Consider the following 17,083-nt stretch of genomic DNA (forward strand, 5'->3'; position numbering starts at 1 on the left):
GTGCGTGAACCGCCATTTTCCGCGGATTGGCGCTATGACGCCACCGTCACGAAGAGTTCGACTCTCTCTGGGGGTACCACAATAGAGGCCTTGCGAATCGCAATGATTCCAAGGCCTCTCGCATTTCCGGCGTGCAAGTCGCCACCCCCGAATCATGCTGCACTATTCCGGTTCGGGACCTGATTCGGTCTGCGATTCCGATGACGCCGCGGGCAAGAATACGGTGACTTCCAAGCCGCCGCCTTGCCTCGGCCGCATCATCAGATGACCATGATGCATCATGACGATCTCCCGCACTATCGACAATCCCAATCCATGATGGGCCGACGCAGGTCCCCCATGCGCGGTCACCCTACTGGCGTCTCCCCTGTTGAAGGGGACCAATAAGTCATCCACGTTCGCCCCGGAAAGATCCTCACCGGTATTGGAGATTTCCATCATCACGCAGGGTTCGCCTTCGTACCGCATATCACCGGACAACCTTACCCACACTTGCGGGTGAGCATCCTGATTATGCTGGACGGCGTTCAGGATGAGGTTCGTGATCATCTGCCTGAGCAACAACCTATCGGCAAGAATATAGACACGCTCAAGATCGACATGCATCTCGACGCCATCCGCCATGAGATGCTCGTTGTCCTGAAGCACCGTACGGATGACGCCGGCCACATCGACCCGTCCAAGATCGGCGCGATCCAATTGCTGCACCTTCGACAGTTCGAGCAGATGATCGACGATCTCGACCCCGGCACTATTCGACGCCAGGGCCTTTTCGACAAAAGGCCTGCACCGCTCATCGAAAAGCCGATTGTGCAATGGGACTTCCAGCGCCGCCGCAGTGGCCGCAAGCGGGTTCTTCAGTTCATGCGAGGCATTCGCGATGAACTCCTTTTCCCGGACGATCGCGTTGTTGAGGTCCTTCAGCATGCGATTGTATGCGGCCGCGATGGTCGAGGCCTCGTCATGCTCATACGGGATGACGATGGGCCGTCTTTCCAGTCCGTCATTGGCGGAGACCATCTGAGAGGCCACGCCGTTGATCCTGCGCTGCGCCCGAGTCGCGATGATCCAGGTCACCCCTCCGGACAGCAGCCCGAAGACGATAATCGGCACTATGCTCACCGCCAATATCAGATTTCTGGATTGTTCGTCCCCCTGCCTCATCGTCAGCATAAGGGTATCCGATCCGGAATCGTATCCGGCGGAAACGTAGTCCTCATCAGCCCCGGAACGAGTATCCTGCGGATTCACCTGCGGATTCAGACCGTGCTGTTCAACGCTGCGATGCTCATCGGCATCCTCGGCCTGAGTGAAGGATCGATTGACGGTCACCGTTTCCAGTTGGCGGTTCACGACATAATATGTCGCGGCGGTCACCACGCCGGTGAGCATGACGAATACGATGACTATCGTACCGACCAATCTTCTTCTCGTGGACCAGCGAAACGGGAGGCGCAACCCTGGACGGGCAGCTTGCTCCCGGTCTTGCGAATCCTGTTTCGACGTCGTCATGATATGCGGTATCCCTGTCCCGGAACGGTCTCGATGAAATCGGGAATCCCTATTTTCGTGCGAATCGCATAGATCGTGGTCTTCACGATTCCCCTCGTGTGGGCATGGTCATCCTGCCAGATCTCGCGGTAGAGCCGCTCCGTGCTCATCACCGCGCCGCGCGCCTCGATCAGCGCTTTCAATACGGCAAGCTCCCGTCTCCCGAATGTCAATTCAGCACCGTGGACGGATATGGTCCCGGTTCGGAAATCCACCGAGAAACCATCCCGGCGGTAGACCATGTCGTTCGACAACCCCAAACGCCGACGGACCGCATTGACCCTGGCCAACAGCTCCGCGTACTCGAACGGCTTGGTCAGATAGTCATCCGCCCCAAGGTCAAGTCCACGTACGATGTCGTCGGTCTGCGACGCCGCGGTCAGCATGAGGATGTGTATGGGGTCTCGTCGCTCGCTCAATTCACGGGCGATGTCGTCACCGTGCACCCCCGGAAGATCACGGTCGAGGATCAGCATGTTCCATTCGCCGGAATCCAGCTCCTCCAGGGCATCCCTACCGTCATAGACGGCCTTGGCCTCCATGCCTTCCATGGAAAGCCCCATCCGCACCACGTCGGCGAGATTGACGTTGTCCTCGACGATCAGCACCTTCATCCGGCCCGCCCTTTCCTCAGAACAATGCGGCACACCATAGCATCCGCATCCAACTTGGTCAGGAATCGGTCAGGTTCCGTCAGCGACGGGTCAGAACCCGAGACCCACGAACATGCGCGCTGTAGCTTTGACCCCGAACGGACGGGTTTCCCGACCTGCCCTCTTCACCGGGAAGGTTCACCGGAACAAGAACGATGGCATGAACAACGAAAGGGAACATATGTCGAAAGATGCATTGCGCATGCTTGCCGCCACAGGCGTGTTGTCGGCGGTGTTGGGTCTGGGCGCCTGCTCGGCGCCCGGTTTCAGGAGCGCCGGTACGCCGAATGAAAGCTCCTCCACATCGTCTTCGTCTTCGTCGTATGAGGCGGAGTTGAAGCAGGCGTTGCAGTCGGCGTCGAGCGATTTCGAGCGCGATGTGTTGGAGCGCGCAGTCAAGGCCGGCAGGATCAGCGAGTCGGATTACCGCGAGGCGAACGAGAAGTACCGGGAGTGCATGGCAGCCAAGGGTGATGACGTGGAGTTCGACACGGACCAGTCCACCGGGTTGATGCAGGAGCACATGAACACGGACGACAACTACGATTCGGCCAAGGCGAACGAGGACAGCATGGCGTGCGCGAAGGGCACGAACCTGCAGATCCGCGACCTGTACGAGCGGATGGTGCAGAACCCGTCGAACGCGGACGAGATCGAACTGGTCGTGGGTTGCCTGAAACGACGCAAGCTGGTGCCTGATTCGTTCACGAAGCAGGATTACCTGACCGAGATGGGCAAGCCCGAAGGGTCGTCGAAGCTGGATACGTCGTCGGATGCGTTCTCACAGTGTCTGGCGAACCCAAGCAAGTAGAGAAAAAGGGTGATGCTCGTGTTTCGATCGGGAAGGAATGGTGCCCGCACGCGTCGGCGGGTGAACGGAGTGGGGTTTGTGGCGGCGTGCATGGTTGCGTGTCTGGCGGCGGGCATGGGCTTGGCTGCGGGGTTGGAGCGGACGGTGACGCCACCGTCCCTGTCGGCTTCCTCAGATGCGGGGAGTTTTGCGTTGGGGTCGGAGGAGTTCGATGACGCGCGTTCCCTGAACGTGGACGTGACGGCGTCGCCGGCCAGCGGGGTCTCGTTTCCGGTGTCGGGCAGGGTCACGTTCGCGTCGTGTCCCGCAGACGGCGTGGTGCGTTCGGGCTCGCACGAGTACGACGTGGACGGTACGCCCTTGGTGAGCCTGCATACTAACACTCCCTTATATCGTGATCTGGCGTATGGGGATAAGGGCGACGATGTGAAGGCGTTGCAGGACGAGTTGGCCGCGCTCGGTTACGGCGGTTCCCGGTCGGGCGTGTTCGACTGGGCCACGTGGGACGCGTGGCGGCGCCTGTACGTGGCGAACGCCGGCACGGCCGCGGCGGCCGAGGTCCAGCAGGGCGCGTTTTCCCGTGCGTTGGCGGTGTGGCTGCCCGCGCAGGCGATGAGCGTGTCGTGCGTGGCGTCGCTGGGTTCGACCGTGACCGGGGATTCGACGGATTCGCCCGCGTTCCGCAGTCTGGCCGGTGTCGCGTCGGTCAAGGCCGCGTCCCTGCCGGATGGCCGCATCCAGGGCGATCGCGTGGTCGAGATCAACGGTAGAGACTATCCCATCGGCGACGACGGCATCGTGTCGGATACGGCCGCATTGCAGGCGATGGCAGGATGGTCCACGTACACGGGCGCTCGCAAGGACGGCGAGGACACCACGAGCGTGACCGTGACCTACAAGCTCAAGAAGCCGGTCGGTGTGTACTCGGTGCCCGCGTCCGCCCTCACCGGGCTCAAGGGCAGCGAGGGATGCGTGGTCTCGACCGACGGCGCAAGCGTCAAGGCGCACGTGGCCGGCAGCTCGTTGGGACGCACGCTGGTCACGATCGACGGCAAGGCGCCCGCGCGCATCAAGGCCGATCCGGGACAGGCGGCGTGCGATGCGCGTTGACCTCGACCACGTCGGCCACCGGTACGCCGACGGCCCGCTCCTGTTCCGCGGCCTGACCGCGAGCCTCACGCCCGGGCGCGTGTACGCATTGACCGGGCCGAGCGGCGCAGGCAAATCCACGCTGCTCGGCATCATCGCCGGCTGGACCACGCCCGCCGAAGGCCGGGTGACCCGCCAGGGCATCGACTCAATGCGCTGGATCTTCCAGAACCCGCACGGCGTGGCCCAACGCACCGCGATCGACCACGTCAGTCTGCCCCTGCTCGCCAAAGGGCTCTCTCGCCGCGAGGCCGAGGAACGGGCACGCACGCTCATGGGCCGGTTCAACCTGACCTGGGTCGCCGACCGCAGGTTCGCGGAACTGTCCGGCGGCGAGGCCCAGCGACTCATGCTCGCCCGCGCGTTCGCGGCCCAGCCATCGCTCATGCTCGTAGACGAGCCCACCGCCCAGCTTGACATGCACACCGCGTCCACGGTCAGCGAATCTCTCTCCCATATCGCCCGCAACGACACGATCGTCGTGGTCTCCACCCATGACCCGAACACGCGCGATGCATGCACCGACATCATCGACCTGAAGAACTACCAATGAACCACACCACGATGCAAGCAACCTCCGTCATCTCCGAGGCATGGCGCTCCATCACCAGCGGCGCCGCCCGCCTCGCCCCGGCCGTCTTCGCCTTGGCCCTGACCGCCGCCGGCATGGGCGTCATGGACATCGTCGCCGGCTCGGCCATCCTCGACCAGGCAAGCGTATACCGGCAATCCGGTGCCGACATCCTCGTGCTCAACGCGCCGGACGGCATCGACGCTACATCCTGCGAACGCCTTGTCAGCCTTACGAGCGTTCAGGCCGCCGGCGCGATCCGCACGGCGGACCCGCTCACCCTCGCCGCCCTGCCCGACACCACCACTCCCCTCTACCAGATCACCCCGGGACTAGCCAAACTCCTCGACACGAAACAGGACACGAACACGACCGGGCTGATCGCCTCGCAGCAAGTCGCCGAAACGCTCGGCACTTCCACCGGCGGCACGATCGGCCTCGCCGACGGTCGCACCGCGCGCGTCAAGGGCGTCTACCAATACCCCGACGACGGTCGAACCCCCGGATACTCGTACGCGTTCATGGAGGAAACACCCGCCACCGGCACGTTCGACGCCTGTTGGGCCAAGACCTGGCCGCAAACCAGCCGGACCCGCAACTCCCTATGGTCGGCCCTCACTCCGAACGCGAAAACCACCGGCGACGACGCACCCACCCTCGGCCAGCTCAACACCACCAAAGGTGACGGTTTCGACGGACAAACTCTCTACCGGCAGCGCTCCACACGCATCCTGCCCGTTTGCGGCGCGCTCATCGCCCTCGCCGCTGGATACCTGCTCATACGCGGCCGCCGGCTCGAAATCGCCTCCGCACTGCACTGCGGCGTCCCCAAACCCGCACTCGCCACGCAGATCATCATCGAAACCAGCATCACCATCCTGCTCGTCACCGCCATCAGCCTGCCCATCGACATGACCGCCGTCAGACTCCTCATCGACACCACCGACCGAACCGCCGTCACCCTCAACGCCGCACAGACCATCATCACCGCTTGCGCCGCCTACCTGCTCGCCGTCACCGCCGCCACCCTTCATATCAAGGAACGGCATCTTTTCATCTACTTCAAAGAACGATAAAGCGCAGAAACAGCCTCCTTATGAGAAACGGACTCCCGAAGAGGTTCGGGAGTCCGTTAGATGCCGTAGATGTCGGCCATTACCGGCTGCCGCAGTCGTCCCTCAGACCTGCTTCGCGAGCCGCTTTGTCCTGTAGCCGCTGCGTTCAGGCCTCGGTATCGAGCTGCTTGGCGACCCAGTCGACGATGTAGGGGGCGACCTGTTCGATCTGGTCGATGGCGACCTCGAACTCGTGCGGGCCGCCGTACCACGGGTCGACCAGATCGATCGTGTCCTCGCGGCCGGCCGGCGGCTTGGGCAGGTTCGGGTCGAAGCTGCGGTACATGTGCACCTCGGCGCGCTTGCCCGGCGGCAGCAGTCGCAGCAGCGAGCGCATGTGCGAGGCGGTCATCGGCAGGAACAGGTCGGTGCGGGCGATCTCGTCGCGTGAGATGCGGTGCGCGAAGTGATCGCGCGGGATCTCGTCGCCGTAGCCGCGCTCGCGCAGCACATGCACGGCGCGCGGGTCGATCGGGTGGCTCCACTCCTCGTCGGAGACGCCGCTCGATTCGACGTCCACCTTGTCGCCGAGCCCACGCTCGTCGAAGTAGTGGCGCAGGATGATCTCCCCCATCGGCGAACGGCAGATGTTGCCGGTGCAGACGGTCATCACCGTGTACTTGTGGTCGTTCGTATGGTCGCTGGTGCGGTTGTCGGCCATGGGATATGTGTCCTCGTAAGTTCTTGCTGGTTCGTCGGTTCGGCGTTGCCGATTCGGTGTCGTGTTCGGTGTCGTGTCAGCGCGCGGCGCGCACGTACGTCAGGAAGCGGTAGCGGCGGATGTCCTTGCCGTCCTTCTCCTTGTCCGGCTTGAGCCACGGGGAGCGGTCGGCGACGTCCCAGTGCCCGGCCTTGGCGAGTGCGGCGATGTCGGGCGCGTACGTGTCGGCGTCCACCTTGGTGTCGAGCAGGGTGACGTACACCTTGTTGGCCTCCGGCAGGGCCTCCTCGAACAACTGCGCCCCGCCGATCACCCAGATCTCGGAGCGGTCGAGGCCGTCGTCCGGGATGGCCTCCTGACGCGCCAGATCGAGCGCGTCCTCGAGGCTGTCGACGACGGTGGCCCCCGGCGCACGGTACGAGGCGTCATGGGAGACGACGATGTTGTCGCGGTTGCGCAGCGGGCGGTACTTCGCCCCCAGAGACTCCCACGTACGGCGCCCCATGATGACCGGGTGCGAGACGGTGAGCTCCTTGAAATGCTTCATATCCTCGGCGAGATGCCAAGGCATGCCCCCATCGAAGCCGATGGCGCCCGGACGACCTTCCTTGTCGCGGGCTTCGGCCCAGATCAGGTTGATCGAGAACGTCTTGGGGAAATCGTCGCCCCAGTCCTCGGTCTCCTCAAGCCCGGCCTCCCCGGGCTCGGGTTCGTGATAGCCGCTTCGGCTACTGTCATGCTCCATTTCAAACTCCTTGAATGCTGTGGACTAGCGGCAAGTCTAGTGTCACACGGCGACGGGCGCCTTGATCGTGGGGTGATGCCTGTAGTCGATGATGTGGAAGTCCTCGTATCGGTAGTCGGACAGCGAGTCGGCCTTGTCGATCTCGATCCGCGGGTACGGGTACGGCTCACGCGACAGCTGCTCGAGCACCTGGTCGATGTGGTTGTCGTAGACGTGGCAGTCGCCGCCGGTCCACACGAACTCCCCCGGCTTCAGGCCTGCCTGCTGGGCCATCATCAGGGTGAGCAGCGAATAGGAGGCGATGTTGAACGGCACGCCGAGGAACATGTCGCACGAGCGCTGGTACAGCTGGCAGCTCAGACGCCCGTCGGCCACGTAGAACTGGAACAGGGCGTGGCAGGGCGGCAGGGCCATCTGCTCGACCTCGGCCGGGTTCCACGCGGTGACGACCATGCGCCGCGAGTCGGGATGGTGCTTGATCAAATCCATCACGTTCGCGATCTGGTCGATCGTGCGGTTCGGGTCCTCGGGCGTGGGAGCCGGCCACGACCGCCACTGCACGCCGTAGATCGGACCCAGATCGCCGTTCTCGTCGGCCCACTCGTCCCAGATATGCACGCCATGCTCCTGCAGCCAGCGGACGTTGCGCGATCCCTTGAGGAACCACAGCAGCTCGTAGGCGATGCCCTTGAAGAACACGGTCTTCGTGGTGAGCAGCGGGAAGGCCCCCTGGGACAGATCGAAGCGCATCTGCTGGCCGAACAGGGAGATCGTGCCGGTGCCGGTGCGATCGGATTTGAGCGTGCCCTCGGTCAGGATCCGGCGCACGAGGTCCTCATAGGGCATCGGGATGTCCGTGACGGGGCGCGCGGGGATGCGGGAGCGGATGTCAGCGAGTTGTTCTTCGGTCAAAGCCATGCGCACCAGTGTAGCGATGGCGTCCGAATCGCCAGCATACGACCGTGTCCCCGCCTCGGAACGCGATGTTTGGGCTAGATTGGAGATGTCGCGGCACGGTTGGCGCGCCGCACGGACAACAACGGACAACACGAGGAGTCATTATGGGCAAGCGACTGTGGGTGGAGCGCAACAAGGACGGTTCCTGGGACGCGTTCAGCGACGACGGCGCGCACATCAAGTTCGGCAAGGACCGCGGTCAGTTCACGCCCGGCGATCTGATGAAGATCGCGCTGGCGGGTTGCGCCGCGCTGTCCAGCCAGTTCGCGGTCGAGCACGCGCTGGGCGACGGCAAGGGCGCGAAGATCGTCGTGGACGGCACGTATGACGCCGACAACGACGCGTACATCAACTTCAGCGAGCAGGTCGTCGTCGACGCCACCGAGGCGGGTTTGAGCGACGAGGACGCCGACAAGCTCAAGGAGCGCATCACGCGCCACATCGACAAGGCCTGCACGGTCAAGCACACGTATGTGCAGGAGACGCCGGTGCGTATGGAGGTCACGGTCAAGCACTGAAGTGCGGGATCACCCCCTGCTCAATAACTGCCGATAATGGAAAAGCTCCCCGGGTGGGGAGCTTTTCTGGTTGTACAACGGATCAGTGCTCGGGGTCGATGGTCTTTTCGATCTCGTTGGCGACTTCGGGCTCGGCCTTCGGCACCGGGATCTCCTCGACGCCGCTGATGTCGTCGAGCGGCTTCGGCGGCACCTCGGCCGGCGAGCTCGGCACCGTGTTGAGACGGGATTCCGCGGCCTCGACGTACTTGCGCGGCACGACGTACACCGGGCCGGCGGCGTGCTGGATCAGGCCCTGGCTGGTGGAGCCGAGCAGCAGGCCGGTGAAGCCGCCACGGCCGCGGGAGCCGACGACCACGACGTCATGGTCGAAGCTGGCCTTGGTAAGCGTATCCACGGCGGAGCCGGGCACGATGCGCTTCCTGATGGCGAGGTCGGGGTACTGCTCCTCGAGCGGCTTGACGCGGGTCTCGAGATCCTCCATGTACGACTCGTACACGGCGTCGTCGGCGCCCTTGACCTGCGGGGCGGCGGAGATCACGTCGAGCTCGGCGCCCCACGCGTTGGCGAAGGACGCGGCGATCTCGAGCGCCTTCAGGCCCCACTTGGATTCGTCGGAGCCGACCGCGACCTTGGTGATCGTGTTGTTGAGGTGCATCAGGTTGCCGTCGTCGTCGGTGTAGGGCACGACGACGATCGGGCAGTAGGCGTACGCCGGCAGCGAGGACGAGGTGGTGCCGAGCAGACGCTCGGCGAGGCCGCCCTTGCCGCGGTTGCCGATGACGATCAGGTTGTAGTTGCGGCTCAGCTCGACGAACACGGACGCCGGGTCACCGGTGACGATCAGCGTCGCCGCCTCCACGCCCTGCTCGTCGGCGATCGCCTTCGCCTTGGAAAGGATCTCCTGCGCATCGGAGTGGGCCGCGTTGTCATCCCCCATCGCGGTGTACGTGGCATCGAAGCTCACGGCGGCGTAGCTGGGCAGCGAGTACGCGCACACGATCTGGAGCGTGAGCCCGGCATGCTTGGCATAGTTTGCGGCCCACCATGTGGCCTTGTAACTGGCATTCGATCCGTCAACGCCGACGAGGATCGCTTTGTCGTTGATCATGACGACCTCCTTGCAAGTGATACGCGGCGGCGTTGCGGCGCCGTCGCCCCCTGTGCCTCCCACAATACCCCGGTTTCGTCCGATGCGTGTGAACACCACGGCGAACACCATGCCCAAAAACTGCGGCGATAACGAAAAACGCCTCCCGAAGGAGGCGTTTGACAGGTGATGGTGATCAGGACTCAGACCTTGATCCGATCAACGATCGGATCAATTCGGATCAACGATCAGATGACGCGGTAGTACTCGAAGGAGGCGTACACGGGAACGATCGACACGCTCTTGCCGGGGCGCGGGGCGTGGATCATCATGCCGTTGCCGACGTAGATGCCGACATGGCCGGGGCGCCACATGAGATCGCCCGGCTGCGGGTTGGACACCTTGGTGCCGTTGGCCTGCGCCCAGACGCGCTGCTGGTTGTCGACGCGCGGCAGGCTAATGCCGAAGGCCGCGTACACGTACTGGGTGAAGCCGGAGCAGTCGAAACCGGACGGCGTGGTGCCGCCGTAGACGTACGGCACGCCTTGGAACTGGGCAGCATAGGAGACGACGGCGGCGCCGTTGCTGCTGGTCGGCGCCTCGACGGAGCCGAGGTTGAAGCTGGATGCGCCCGAACCCGCGGTGCTCAGGTTGCTGCGGGATCCGGAGCGGCTGGCGGCGGATGCGCTGGCCTGGGCCTGAGCGGCCGCAGCCGCGGCCGCGGCCTCCTGCTGGGCCTTGGCCTCGGCGTCCTTCTCGGCCTGCGACTTGGTCTTGGGGACGTCGAGCGATTCGATGCCGCCCCAGTTGGAGTCCTGCTCGACATCGGTGGAGGTCGATTCCTTGAGCAGGTCCTTGCGTGCGGACGAAGCCTTCGGGAATGAGCGTTCGGAGGAGACGACGCCGGATTCACCGGCGGCGGTGGCGGCTGGCGCGATGGAAATAAACGCCGCGCACACAGCCACGACGGCGATCACCATGGAAAGAGAGTTCTTTAAGGTCTTCATCGAGGCACCACCATAGCATCCGGGTACCCTGAAATTCAACTCAGGGTACCGCCTGCCGGGCATCGTCGCGCCGACACGCCGAGGGCCATGAGGAAGATCACAAACGATCAGTAGTGGATGTACTGGAAGTCGGAGACGTTCGTGAACGTGCGGGACACGGTGCGTCCCTGCAGGGAGGCGCCGCACTCGGACGTGGTGACGGAGCCGTCCGGGTTGATGCTTTCGACGATCGCGACATGGCCGTACACGGAGCTGGCACCCTCCTGACCGGTGCGGAAGACCATGATGTCGCCGACGTGGCGCGGGGTGTTGTCGACCCAGTAGCCGAGGGCGCGGGCGGAATCGGCCCACTGGGCGCCGTTGCCGAGATAGGAGCCGACCGGCAGCTTGAGCTCCTGACGGCGCTTGTACGCCCACCAGGTGCACTGGCTGAACGAGTAGGCGTTGCCGCTGTCACCGGTGGGGTGGTTCGGGTCGAAGCCGGCCGGCAGCAGGCTGCTGTCGCCGTCGAGCAGCTTGGCGACGGTCGGGTTGTTGGCCAGGGACTTCGACATCAGGCTGACGTTCAGGGTGTCGTTCGAATCGCTCAGCGACCAGGAACCGTTGCTGACGGTCTGCTTGGCGGTATCGGACTTGGAGTCGGACTTCGCACCGTCGTTGGCGCTGTTGGAGTCCGTGGAAGCGGTGGAGGAGGAGACCGTGTCGCCGGTCGCGGCGTCGGCGATATCCGAGGCGGTGGCGCCGTCGGAGGTCTTGGCGGCGTCGGAGGAGGAGGTGGAGGAAGCAGAGGCGGAACCCGTTGACGCGGAGGAGTCGGCGGTGCCGGCCAGCGGCACACGGGCGTCGGAACGGGAGACCGAGGAGGCGCCGACCCGCTGGATCTGCGTGGTGGTCGTGGCGAAGTCCTCGGCCAGCGGCATCAGGCCGTCGCTCGGATTGGCGAACGCCACTGCGGTGGCGGCGGTGCCGGCCAGCGCGGCGAGCGAGGCGGATCCCACGATGAAGTTGCGGCGCTCGGCCGCACGGGCGGCCTCTCGGATGGCGCGGCGCGACATGGGGGCGAGTTCGTTGAGCTTCTGGGCGACCGCCGGCTCAAGGCCGAGGACGGCGCCGTTGTTGCCAGCCATCTGCATGGCGATGACGGCCCTGCGGGAATGGGAGCCGCGAGCAGCGGTGAACAGATTACCGGAATCGGACGTACCGTTGCTTCGAATGGAAGTCTTAGCCGCGTTGCGTGCAGCATGCTTCATACAGAATCACTCCTTGCGGGCCGTATCGGACGACCCCTAGGGGACGCCTCATCACCGTCTCGATTCGCCACCATACAACGCGCCCCGGTCTTTCGCCAAACGAATGAGGCGTGTCAAACGTTTGACATAGCCGTTTAGTCACCCGTTATTCGCCTTATATTCATCGTCGATTTGCTTGCGGCGCAACGGTTCGCGGGGCCTGTTCCGGTTTCGCGACGAATTTTTCCGAGACGATCCTCCGGGGGTCAGGGAAAACCCCGAGTCGAGTCCCGCCCGCCATACGGCCGCCGGGCCACGCCATCCGCACGATTGGCTAGGGTGGTGGGCATGGCCAATTCAGTGAAGATCCCTACAGACATGCTGCCCGACGACGGTCGTTTCGGTTCCGGCCCGAGCAAGATCCGCCCCGAACAGGTCGCCGCGCTCGACGCCGGCGCCACGACCCTGCTGGGCACCTCGCACAGGCAGACGCCGGTGCGCCAGCTCGTCGGCTCCATCCGCGAGGGTCTCGAATCGTTCTTCAAGGTGCCCGACGGCTACGAGGTCGTCCTCGGCAACGGAGGCGCGAGCTGCTTCTGGGAGATCGCCTGCGCATGCCTGATCACCCGCAAGGCGGCGTTCGGCGCATACGGATCGTTCAGCTCGAAGTTCGCGACATCCGCATCCAAGGCGCCGTTCCTCGAGGCCCCGACGATCTTCAAGGGCGAGCCGGGCACCTACCGCCTGCCGGAGCTCACCGAGGACGTGGACGCGTACTGCTGGGCCCACAACGAGACCTCGACTGGCGTCGCCGCTCCGGTGCGCCGCGTGGAGGGCAGCCTCGAGCAGGGCGCGATCACCCTGATCGACGGCACGTCGGCCGCGGGCGCGCTGCCGGTGGATGTCTCGCAGACCGACGCCTACTACTTCTCCCCGCAGAAGGCCTTCGGCTCCGACGGCGGACTGTGGGTCGCGGTCCTCTCCCCCGCCGCCATCGAACGCGCCAGGCGCGTCGAGGCGAACGTGAGCCTGCCCGGCGTGAACCGCTGGGTGCCGCCGTTCCTGTCGCTGACGAGCGCGCTCGAGAACTCCCGCAAGGACCAGACGCTCAACACCCCGGCCGTGGCGACGCTCATCATGATGGAGAACCAGGTGCGCTGGCTCAACGACAACGGCGGCATGGACTGGTCGACCGCGCGCTGCGCCAAGTCCGCCTCGCTGCTGTACTCGTGGGCCGAACGCTCCGAATACGCCCGGCCGTTCGTCTCCGACCCCGCCGCGCGCTCGCACTCGGTGGTCACGATCGACCTCGATGACTCGATCAGCGCGTCGGCCGTGGTCCAGGCGCTGCGCGAGAACGGGATCGTGGATACGTCCGGATACCGCAAGCTCGGCCGCAACCAGCTGCGCATCGGCGTGTTCCCGTCCGTCGAGCCCTCGGACGTGGTCGCCCTAACCGAGTGCGTAGACTACGTTGTCGAACATCTCTGACATCCCGAAACGGAGCCGAGCCATGAGTCATCCCCGCCGCACGCCGCACCTTCGCTTCGCGCCGATCATCGATCCGTCGGTGCGTCGCCCCGCGCCCAAACCGGTGCGTGTGGACCTGCGCACCGTATTCCTCATCGGCACCGGATTGTGGGCGCTGGCGCTGGTCGTGTGCCTGATCCTCAAGGCGCTGAATTTCGACGCGGCGACCATGGAGACCGTTGAGGTCGTGTGCGCCTCGGGCGTGGTCGTCGGTGTCCTGTTGCTCATCTGGGAGCATCTGGACCGCTGGGACTACCGTCGCCTCGGGCAGTAGCCCTGTCCCTACCGCGCCAGCGGCAGGGACAGCGTGAACGTGCTGCCCTGCCCCGGCGCGGACCACACGGCGACGGTGCCGTGGTGCGTCAGCGCCACATGCTTGACGATCGACAGGCCGAGACCCACGCCGTCGGCGCTGCGCTCGTCCTGATCCCTGCCCCGGTAGAAGCGTTCGAAGATGCGCCCCTGCTCGTTTTTGGGGATGCCCTTGCCCTGATCGATGACGCGGATCACCGCGTACCGTCCCGTCGCGTCGCGCTCGGCCGACACGCCGACGTATCCGCCGCTCGGCGAATAGGCGATCGCGTTCTCGACGAGCTTGGTCACGGCGGTGCGGATCTGCTCCGCCTCGCCGTTGATGACCAGCGAGCGGTCACCGTCCACATGCAGCTGGACACGGTCGGCCTTGGCCATGCCGGAGACGCCGGAGGCGACCGAGTCCAGCTGCTCCATCACGTTCAGACGATTCGCTGCCGAGGGGACCACCGGCTCCTGCGCCTTGATGAGCAGCAGCAGGTCCGAGACCATGTGATTCAGATGCGCGCTGGTCACACGCACCTGTCTGGCGTCCTCACGCACACGCTCCGGGTCCACGCCGTCGCGCTCGAGCTCGTCGGCGAGACCGGACAGGGCCTGCGTCGGGGCGAGCAGCTGTTCGGAGACGTTGACGATGAAGGAATCACGGATCTGCGAGAACCGGACCGTCTCGCTCACGTCGTCGATCATCACGACGACGAACCGCTCATCGACGCGGCCGACCGTGACCTTGAGCCAGTTCGGTCTGCGCACGCCGCCCTTCGCGCCTCCATCGGTATCGGCACCGGCGCCGATACCGACACCCGCGCCCGAAGGCGCCGCCTGGACGAAGCGCTCGGGGGTTTCCGTCTCAAGGTCGAAACGGCGTCTGCCGCCATGCTTGCGCACGTCGCGCACGGCGTCGAGGACGGCGGGTTCGACGATGCTGTCGTCGCGCACGACACCGAGCCGGTACGCCTGCGGATTGGCCCGGACCACATCGTCCTGACCGTCGACGATCAACGACGCGCTAGGCAGGATCGACAGCAGGGATTCGGCGGACGCGTCAAGCTCGTGGTCATCGTCGGAGGAACGCTTCCTGCGATGGCGACGGAAAAACGCCCCGCTTTTGCGGTTGCGAATCTTCCCGCCGATCCACTGGGTGACCGACACGCCGTGGAGCACACGCTCGACAAGCGGTTCCACATGATCGAAAATGAACAGGATGATGGCGAGCACCATGGCCACGCCGATGATGCCGAACACCGTCGAGACGATCATCGAGGGCACAGGGGAATCGTACATGCATTCATGTTCCCACACCGGCGCCGACGCCGCGGGACGACATGCCGTAACCTGAACGCAAGGTGAACGATCCAGTGAACGGCCAACCAACATCAGATGGCGTTTGCGCTACGTTGTCGCAATCATCAATGCGGAATAATAGACTTATGAACGGTTGCTATTTCACAGAGTAATCGGAAAAGAACGAAAGGCTGAAAAGACAATGCGCGTTATCTTTAATGAGGAGCTGAAGGCCGTCGCCGACGACCTCGACCGCATGGTTCAGGGCGTGCGCAAGTCCATCCGCGGAGCGGGCGACGCCCTGCTCAAGCAGGATGTCGAAGCCGCCCAGAGCGTTATCGACGGCGATATCGAACTCGACGCCCTCGAGGAGAGCGTCATCGACCAGTGCGTCAAGCTGCTGGCCAAGCAGAACCCGGTCGCCACCGACCTGCGCGTCGTGGTCTCCACGATGCGTCTGGCCACCACCTTCGAGCGCATGGGCGACCTCGCCAAGCACGTGGCCGAGATCTCCCGCCGCACCTACCCCGCCTCCCCGCTGCCGGATTCGGCCAAGGAGACCTTCCAGCAGATGCAGGACTTCCTCGACCGCACGGCCGACAATCTGGTGAGCATGCTCGCCGACCGTGACGCCAAGACCGCCGAGCGCGTCATCGCCGGCGACGACCAGCTGGACGCCCTGCACCACAAGACCTTCGAGCTCGCCCTCGACGAGAACGTCGAGCTGACCCGCCAGCAGATCATCGATGTGGTCCTGCTCGGCCGCTTCCTCGAGCGTCTCGGCGACCACTCCGTGTCCGCCGCCCGCCGTGTGGTGTTCATCGTCTCCGGTTTCGATCCGTCCAAGGAGCCGGCTCGCGACGAGGATGGCGCCATCGAGTGAATTGCCCCGTTGCGGTTGTCGGCGATCGAGGTATGACCGCCGACAGCCGGAATCCGGCATCTCCCGATAACTGAAGATTTCTCCCCACGGGGAGGCCCGAAACGACGCAATGGCCTTGATTGGTCTTGCGTCGTTTTGTTTTAAGCCGAAACATGCAAAAGGGGGACGTTCCACTTGGGAACGTCCCCCTTACGACGCTGTGCTCAGCGACGGCCTAAACTCACTTCTGGCCCTGGGCGGCGACGGCGGCGGCACCGGCGGCGGCGGCCTCCGGGTCGAGGTACTCGCCACGCGGCTTGACCGGCTTGAAGTCCTCGTCCAGCTCGTAGAGCAGCGGGATGGCGGTCGGGATGTTGACCTTGGCGATCTCCTCCTCGGACAGGTTGTCGAGCATCTTGACGATGGCACGCAGCGAGTTGCCGTGGGCGGCGATCAGGACGGTCTTGCCGGCGCGCAGCTGCGGCTCGATGTCGGACTTGAAGTACGGCTCGACGCGCTTGACGACGTCGGCCAGGCACTCGGCCTCCGGAACCGGATCGCCCACGTAACGCGGGTCGTGGTTCTGGGCGTACTCGTCGTTCGGGTCGATCTCGGGCGGCGGGGTCGCGTAGGAACGACGCCACAGCATGAACTTCTCGTCGCCGTACTCCTCGCGGATCTCGGTCTTGTTCTTGCCCTGCAGAGCGCCGTAGTGACGCTCGTTGAGACGCCAGCTGCGCTCGACCGGGATCCACAGGCGGTCCGCGGCGTCCAGCGCGAGATTGGCGGTGTTGATGGCACGACGCAGCAGGGAGGTGAAGACGATGTCCGGAAGGACGTTCTTCTCCTTGAGCAGCTCGCCGCCGTGCTTGGCTTCCTCTTCACCCTTCTCGGTCAGCGGGACGTCGACCCAGCCGGTGAACTGGTTGGTTTTGTTCCATGCGCTCTGTCCATGACGGAGCAGTACTAGTTTGTAAGTCATACGGCCAGTCTACCGCCCAGCCGGCCCAAACACGAGTAGCGATCTTATGTTTTGCG

Annotated in this window: 18 protein-coding genes; 8 read left to right on the forward strand and 10 right to left on the reverse strand. The window is 64.5% G+C overall.

Annotated features, from left to right (window positions below):
• Positions 1-162: 162 nt before the first annotated feature.
• Positions 163-1,392, reverse strand: a complete 1,230-nt coding sequence (locus tag CSQ85_RS09395) for a sensor histidine kinase (protein ID WP_223846926.1) — start codon at positions 1,390-1,392, stop codon at positions 163-165.
• 116 nt (positions 1,393-1,508) lie between these two features.
• Positions 1,509-2,165: a response regulator transcription factor gene (locus CSQ85_RS09400; RefSeq protein WP_150383857.1), complete on the reverse strand. Its 657-nt coding sequence runs from the start codon at positions 2,163-2,165 to the stop codon at positions 1,509-1,511.
• Between the two features lie 220 nt (positions 2,166-2,385).
• On the opposite strand from CSQ85_RS09400, the gene CSQ85_RS09405 reads away from it, so the two are divergent.
• The 4 genes from CSQ85_RS09405 (at position 2,386) to CSQ85_RS09420 (ending at position 5,811) form a co-directional block, all read left to right on the forward strand.
• Positions 2,386-3,015 (forward strand): hypothetical protein, encoded by a 630-nt coding sequence (locus CSQ85_RS09405; protein WP_223846927.1) that lies wholly within the window; start codon positions 2,386-2,388, stop codon positions 3,013-3,015.
• A 192-nt stretch (positions 3,016-3,207) separates the two neighbouring features.
• Positions 3,208-4,125, forward strand: coding sequence for a peptidoglycan-binding domain-containing protein (locus tag CSQ85_RS09410; protein WP_223846928.1), 918 nt, complete (start codon positions 3,208-3,210; stop codon positions 4,123-4,125).
• On the forward strand, positions 4,115-4,717 hold the full coding sequence (locus CSQ85_RS09415; RefSeq protein ID WP_150383859.1) for an ABC transporter ATP-binding protein: 603 nt from the start codon (positions 4,115-4,117) through the stop codon (positions 4,715-4,717). The genes CSQ85_RS09410 and CSQ85_RS09415 overlap by 11 nt, the downstream gene beginning before the upstream one ends.
• Positions 4,714-5,811 carry a hypothetical protein gene (locus tag CSQ85_RS09420; protein ID WP_150383860.1) on the forward strand — a complete coding sequence of 366 codons (1,098 nt, stop codon included), beginning with the start codon at positions 4,714-4,716 and terminating at the stop codon, positions 5,809-5,811. Before CSQ85_RS09415 ends, CSQ85_RS09420 begins: the two co-directional genes overlap by 4 nt.
• A gap of 145 nt (positions 5,812-5,956) precedes the next feature.
• Here the strand turns inward: CSQ85_RS09420 and CSQ85_RS09425 are convergent, their stop codons facing one another.
• The 3 genes from CSQ85_RS09425 to CSQ85_RS09435 form a co-directional block, all read right to left on the reverse strand.
• Positions 5,957-6,511, reverse strand: coding sequence for a low molecular weight protein-tyrosine-phosphatase (locus CSQ85_RS09425; protein WP_150383861.1), 555 nt, complete (start codon positions 6,509-6,511; stop codon positions 5,957-5,959).
• Positions 6,512-6,587: 76 nt separating this feature from the next.
• On the reverse strand, positions 6,588-7,256 hold the full coding sequence (locus CSQ85_RS09430) for a dihydrofolate reductase (protein ID WP_150383862.1): 669 nt from the start codon (positions 7,254-7,256) through the stop codon (positions 6,588-6,590).
• Between the two features lie 42 nt (positions 7,257-7,298).
• Positions 7,299-8,102, reverse strand: a complete 804-nt coding sequence (locus CSQ85_RS09435; protein WP_223846934.1) for a thymidylate synthase — start codon at positions 8,100-8,102, stop codon at positions 7,299-7,301.
• A gap of 215 nt (positions 8,103-8,317) precedes the next feature.
• On the opposite strand from CSQ85_RS09435, the gene CSQ85_RS09440 reads away from it, so the two are divergent.
• Positions 8,318-8,731, forward strand: a complete 414-nt coding sequence (locus CSQ85_RS09440; RefSeq protein WP_150383864.1) for an OsmC family protein — start codon at positions 8,318-8,320, stop codon at positions 8,729-8,731.
• Between the two features lie 82 nt (positions 8,732-8,813).
• Here CSQ85_RS09440 and CSQ85_RS09445 read toward each other — a convergent pair whose 3' ends face one another.
• The 3 genes from CSQ85_RS09445 to CSQ85_RS09455 form a co-directional block, all read right to left on the reverse strand.
• Positions 8,814-9,842: a universal stress protein gene (locus CSQ85_RS09445; RefSeq protein WP_150383865.1), complete on the reverse strand. Its 1,029-nt coding sequence runs from the start codon at positions 9,840-9,842 to the stop codon at positions 8,814-8,816.
• A gap of 227 nt (positions 9,843-10,069) precedes the next feature.
• Positions 10,070-10,828, reverse strand: coding sequence for a C40 family peptidase (locus CSQ85_RS09450; RefSeq protein WP_150383866.1), 759 nt, complete (start codon positions 10,826-10,828; stop codon positions 10,070-10,072).
• A 107-nt stretch (positions 10,829-10,935) separates the two neighbouring features.
• Positions 10,936-12,078 (reverse strand): CHAP domain-containing protein, encoded by a 1,143-nt coding sequence (locus CSQ85_RS09455; RefSeq protein WP_150383867.1) that lies wholly within the window; start codon positions 12,076-12,078, stop codon positions 10,936-10,938.
• A 327-nt stretch (positions 12,079-12,405) separates the two neighbouring features.
• Here CSQ85_RS09455 and serC point away from each other — a divergent pair, with 327 nt between their 5' ends.
• Positions 12,406-13,548: a phosphoserine transaminase gene (gene serC, locus CSQ85_RS09460; protein ID WP_150383868.1), complete on the forward strand. Its 1,143-nt coding sequence runs from the start codon at positions 12,406-12,408 to the stop codon at positions 13,546-13,548.
• A gap of 22 nt (positions 13,549-13,570) precedes the next feature.
• Positions 13,571-13,861 (forward strand): DUF2530 domain-containing protein, encoded by a 291-nt coding sequence (locus CSQ85_RS09465; protein WP_107042494.1) that lies wholly within the window; start codon positions 13,571-13,573, stop codon positions 13,859-13,861.
• 8 nt (positions 13,862-13,869) lie between these two features.
• Here the strand turns inward: CSQ85_RS09465 and CSQ85_RS09470 are convergent, their stop codons facing one another.
• Complete coding sequence (locus tag CSQ85_RS09470; RefSeq protein WP_150383869.1) at positions 13,870-15,183, reverse strand: sensor histidine kinase; 1,314 nt, start codon at positions 15,181-15,183, stop codon at positions 13,870-13,872.
• Between the two features lie 202 nt (positions 15,184-15,385).
• On the opposite strand from CSQ85_RS09470, the gene phoU reads away from it, so the two are divergent.
• A complete protein-coding gene (gene phoU, locus CSQ85_RS09475; protein WP_150383870.1) occupies positions 15,386-16,066 on the forward strand; it encodes a phosphate signaling complex protein PhoU in 681 nt (226 codons plus the stop codon).
• 220 nt (positions 16,067-16,286) lie between these two features.
• On the opposite strand, the gene CSQ85_RS09480 is transcribed toward phoU, so the two are convergent.
• Positions 16,287-17,027, reverse strand: coding sequence for a phosphoglyceromutase (locus tag CSQ85_RS09480; RefSeq protein ID WP_107042497.1), 741 nt, complete (start codon positions 17,025-17,027; stop codon positions 16,287-16,289).
• Positions 17,028-17,083 lie beyond the last annotated feature (56 nt).

The organism is Bifidobacterium rousetti (assembly GCF_008698235.1).
Classification (GTDB): Bacteria; Actinomycetota; Actinomycetes; order Actinomycetales; family Bifidobacteriaceae; genus Bifidobacterium; species Bifidobacterium rousetti.

Coding starts and splice junctions, on each gene's coding strand:
- CSQ85_RS09395 (WP_223846926.1), bottom strand. CDS start 1,392: ATGCTCACCGGCGTGGTGACCGCCGCGACATATTATGTCGTGAACCGC.
- CSQ85_RS09400 (WP_150383857.1), bottom strand. CDS start 2,165: ATGAAGGTGCTGATCGTCGAGGACAACGTCAATCTCGCCGACGTGGTG.
- CSQ85_RS09405 (WP_223846927.1), top strand. CDS start 2,386: ATGTCGAAAGATGCATTGCGCATGCTTGCCGCCACAGGCGTGTTGTCG.
- CSQ85_RS09415 (WP_150383859.1), top strand. CDS start 4,115: ATGCGCGTTGACCTCGACCACGTCGGCCACCGGTACGCCGACGGCCCG.
- CSQ85_RS09420 (WP_150383860.1), top strand. CDS start 4,714: ATGAACCACACCACGATGCAAGCAACCTCCGTCATCTCCGAGGCATGG.
- CSQ85_RS09425 (WP_150383861.1), bottom strand. CDS start 6,511: ATGGCCGACAACCGCACCAGCGACCATACGAACGACCACAAGTACACG.
- CSQ85_RS09430 (WP_150383862.1), bottom strand. CDS start 7,256: ATGGAGCATGACAGTAGCCGAAGCGGCTATCACGAACCCGAGCCCGGG.
- CSQ85_RS09435 (WP_223846934.1), bottom strand. CDS start 8,102: ATGCCCTATGAGGACCTCGTGCGCCGGATCCTGACCGAGGGCACGCTC.
- CSQ85_RS09440 (WP_150383864.1), top strand. CDS start 8,318: ATGGGCAAGCGACTGTGGGTGGAGCGCAACAAGGACGGTTCCTGGGAC.
- CSQ85_RS09445 (WP_150383865.1), bottom strand. CDS start 9,842: ATGATCAACGACAAAGCGATCCTCGTCGGCGTTGACGGATCGAATGCC.
- CSQ85_RS09450 (WP_150383866.1), bottom strand. CDS start 10,828: ATGAAGACCTTAAAGAACTCTCTTTCCATGGTGATCGCCGTCGTGGCT.
- CSQ85_RS09455 (WP_150383867.1), bottom strand. CDS start 12,078: ATGAAGCATGCTGCACGCAACGCGGCTAAGACTTCCATTCGAAGCAAC.
- serC (WP_150383868.1), top strand. CDS start 12,406: ATGGCCAATTCAGTGAAGATCCCTACAGACATGCTGCCCGACGACGGT.
- CSQ85_RS09465 (WP_107042494.1), top strand. CDS start 13,571: ATGAGTCATCCCCGCCGCACGCCGCACCTTCGCTTCGCGCCGATCATC.
- CSQ85_RS09470 (WP_150383869.1), bottom strand. CDS start 15,183: ATGTACGATTCCCCTGTGCCCTCGATGATCGTCTCGACGGTGTTCGGC.
- phoU (WP_150383870.1), top strand. CDS start 15,386: ATGCGCGTTATCTTTAATGAGGAGCTGAAGGCCGTCGCCGACGACCTC.
- CSQ85_RS09480 (WP_107042497.1), bottom strand. CDS start 17,027: ATGACTTACAAACTAGTACTGCTCCGTCATGGACAGAGCGCATGGAAC.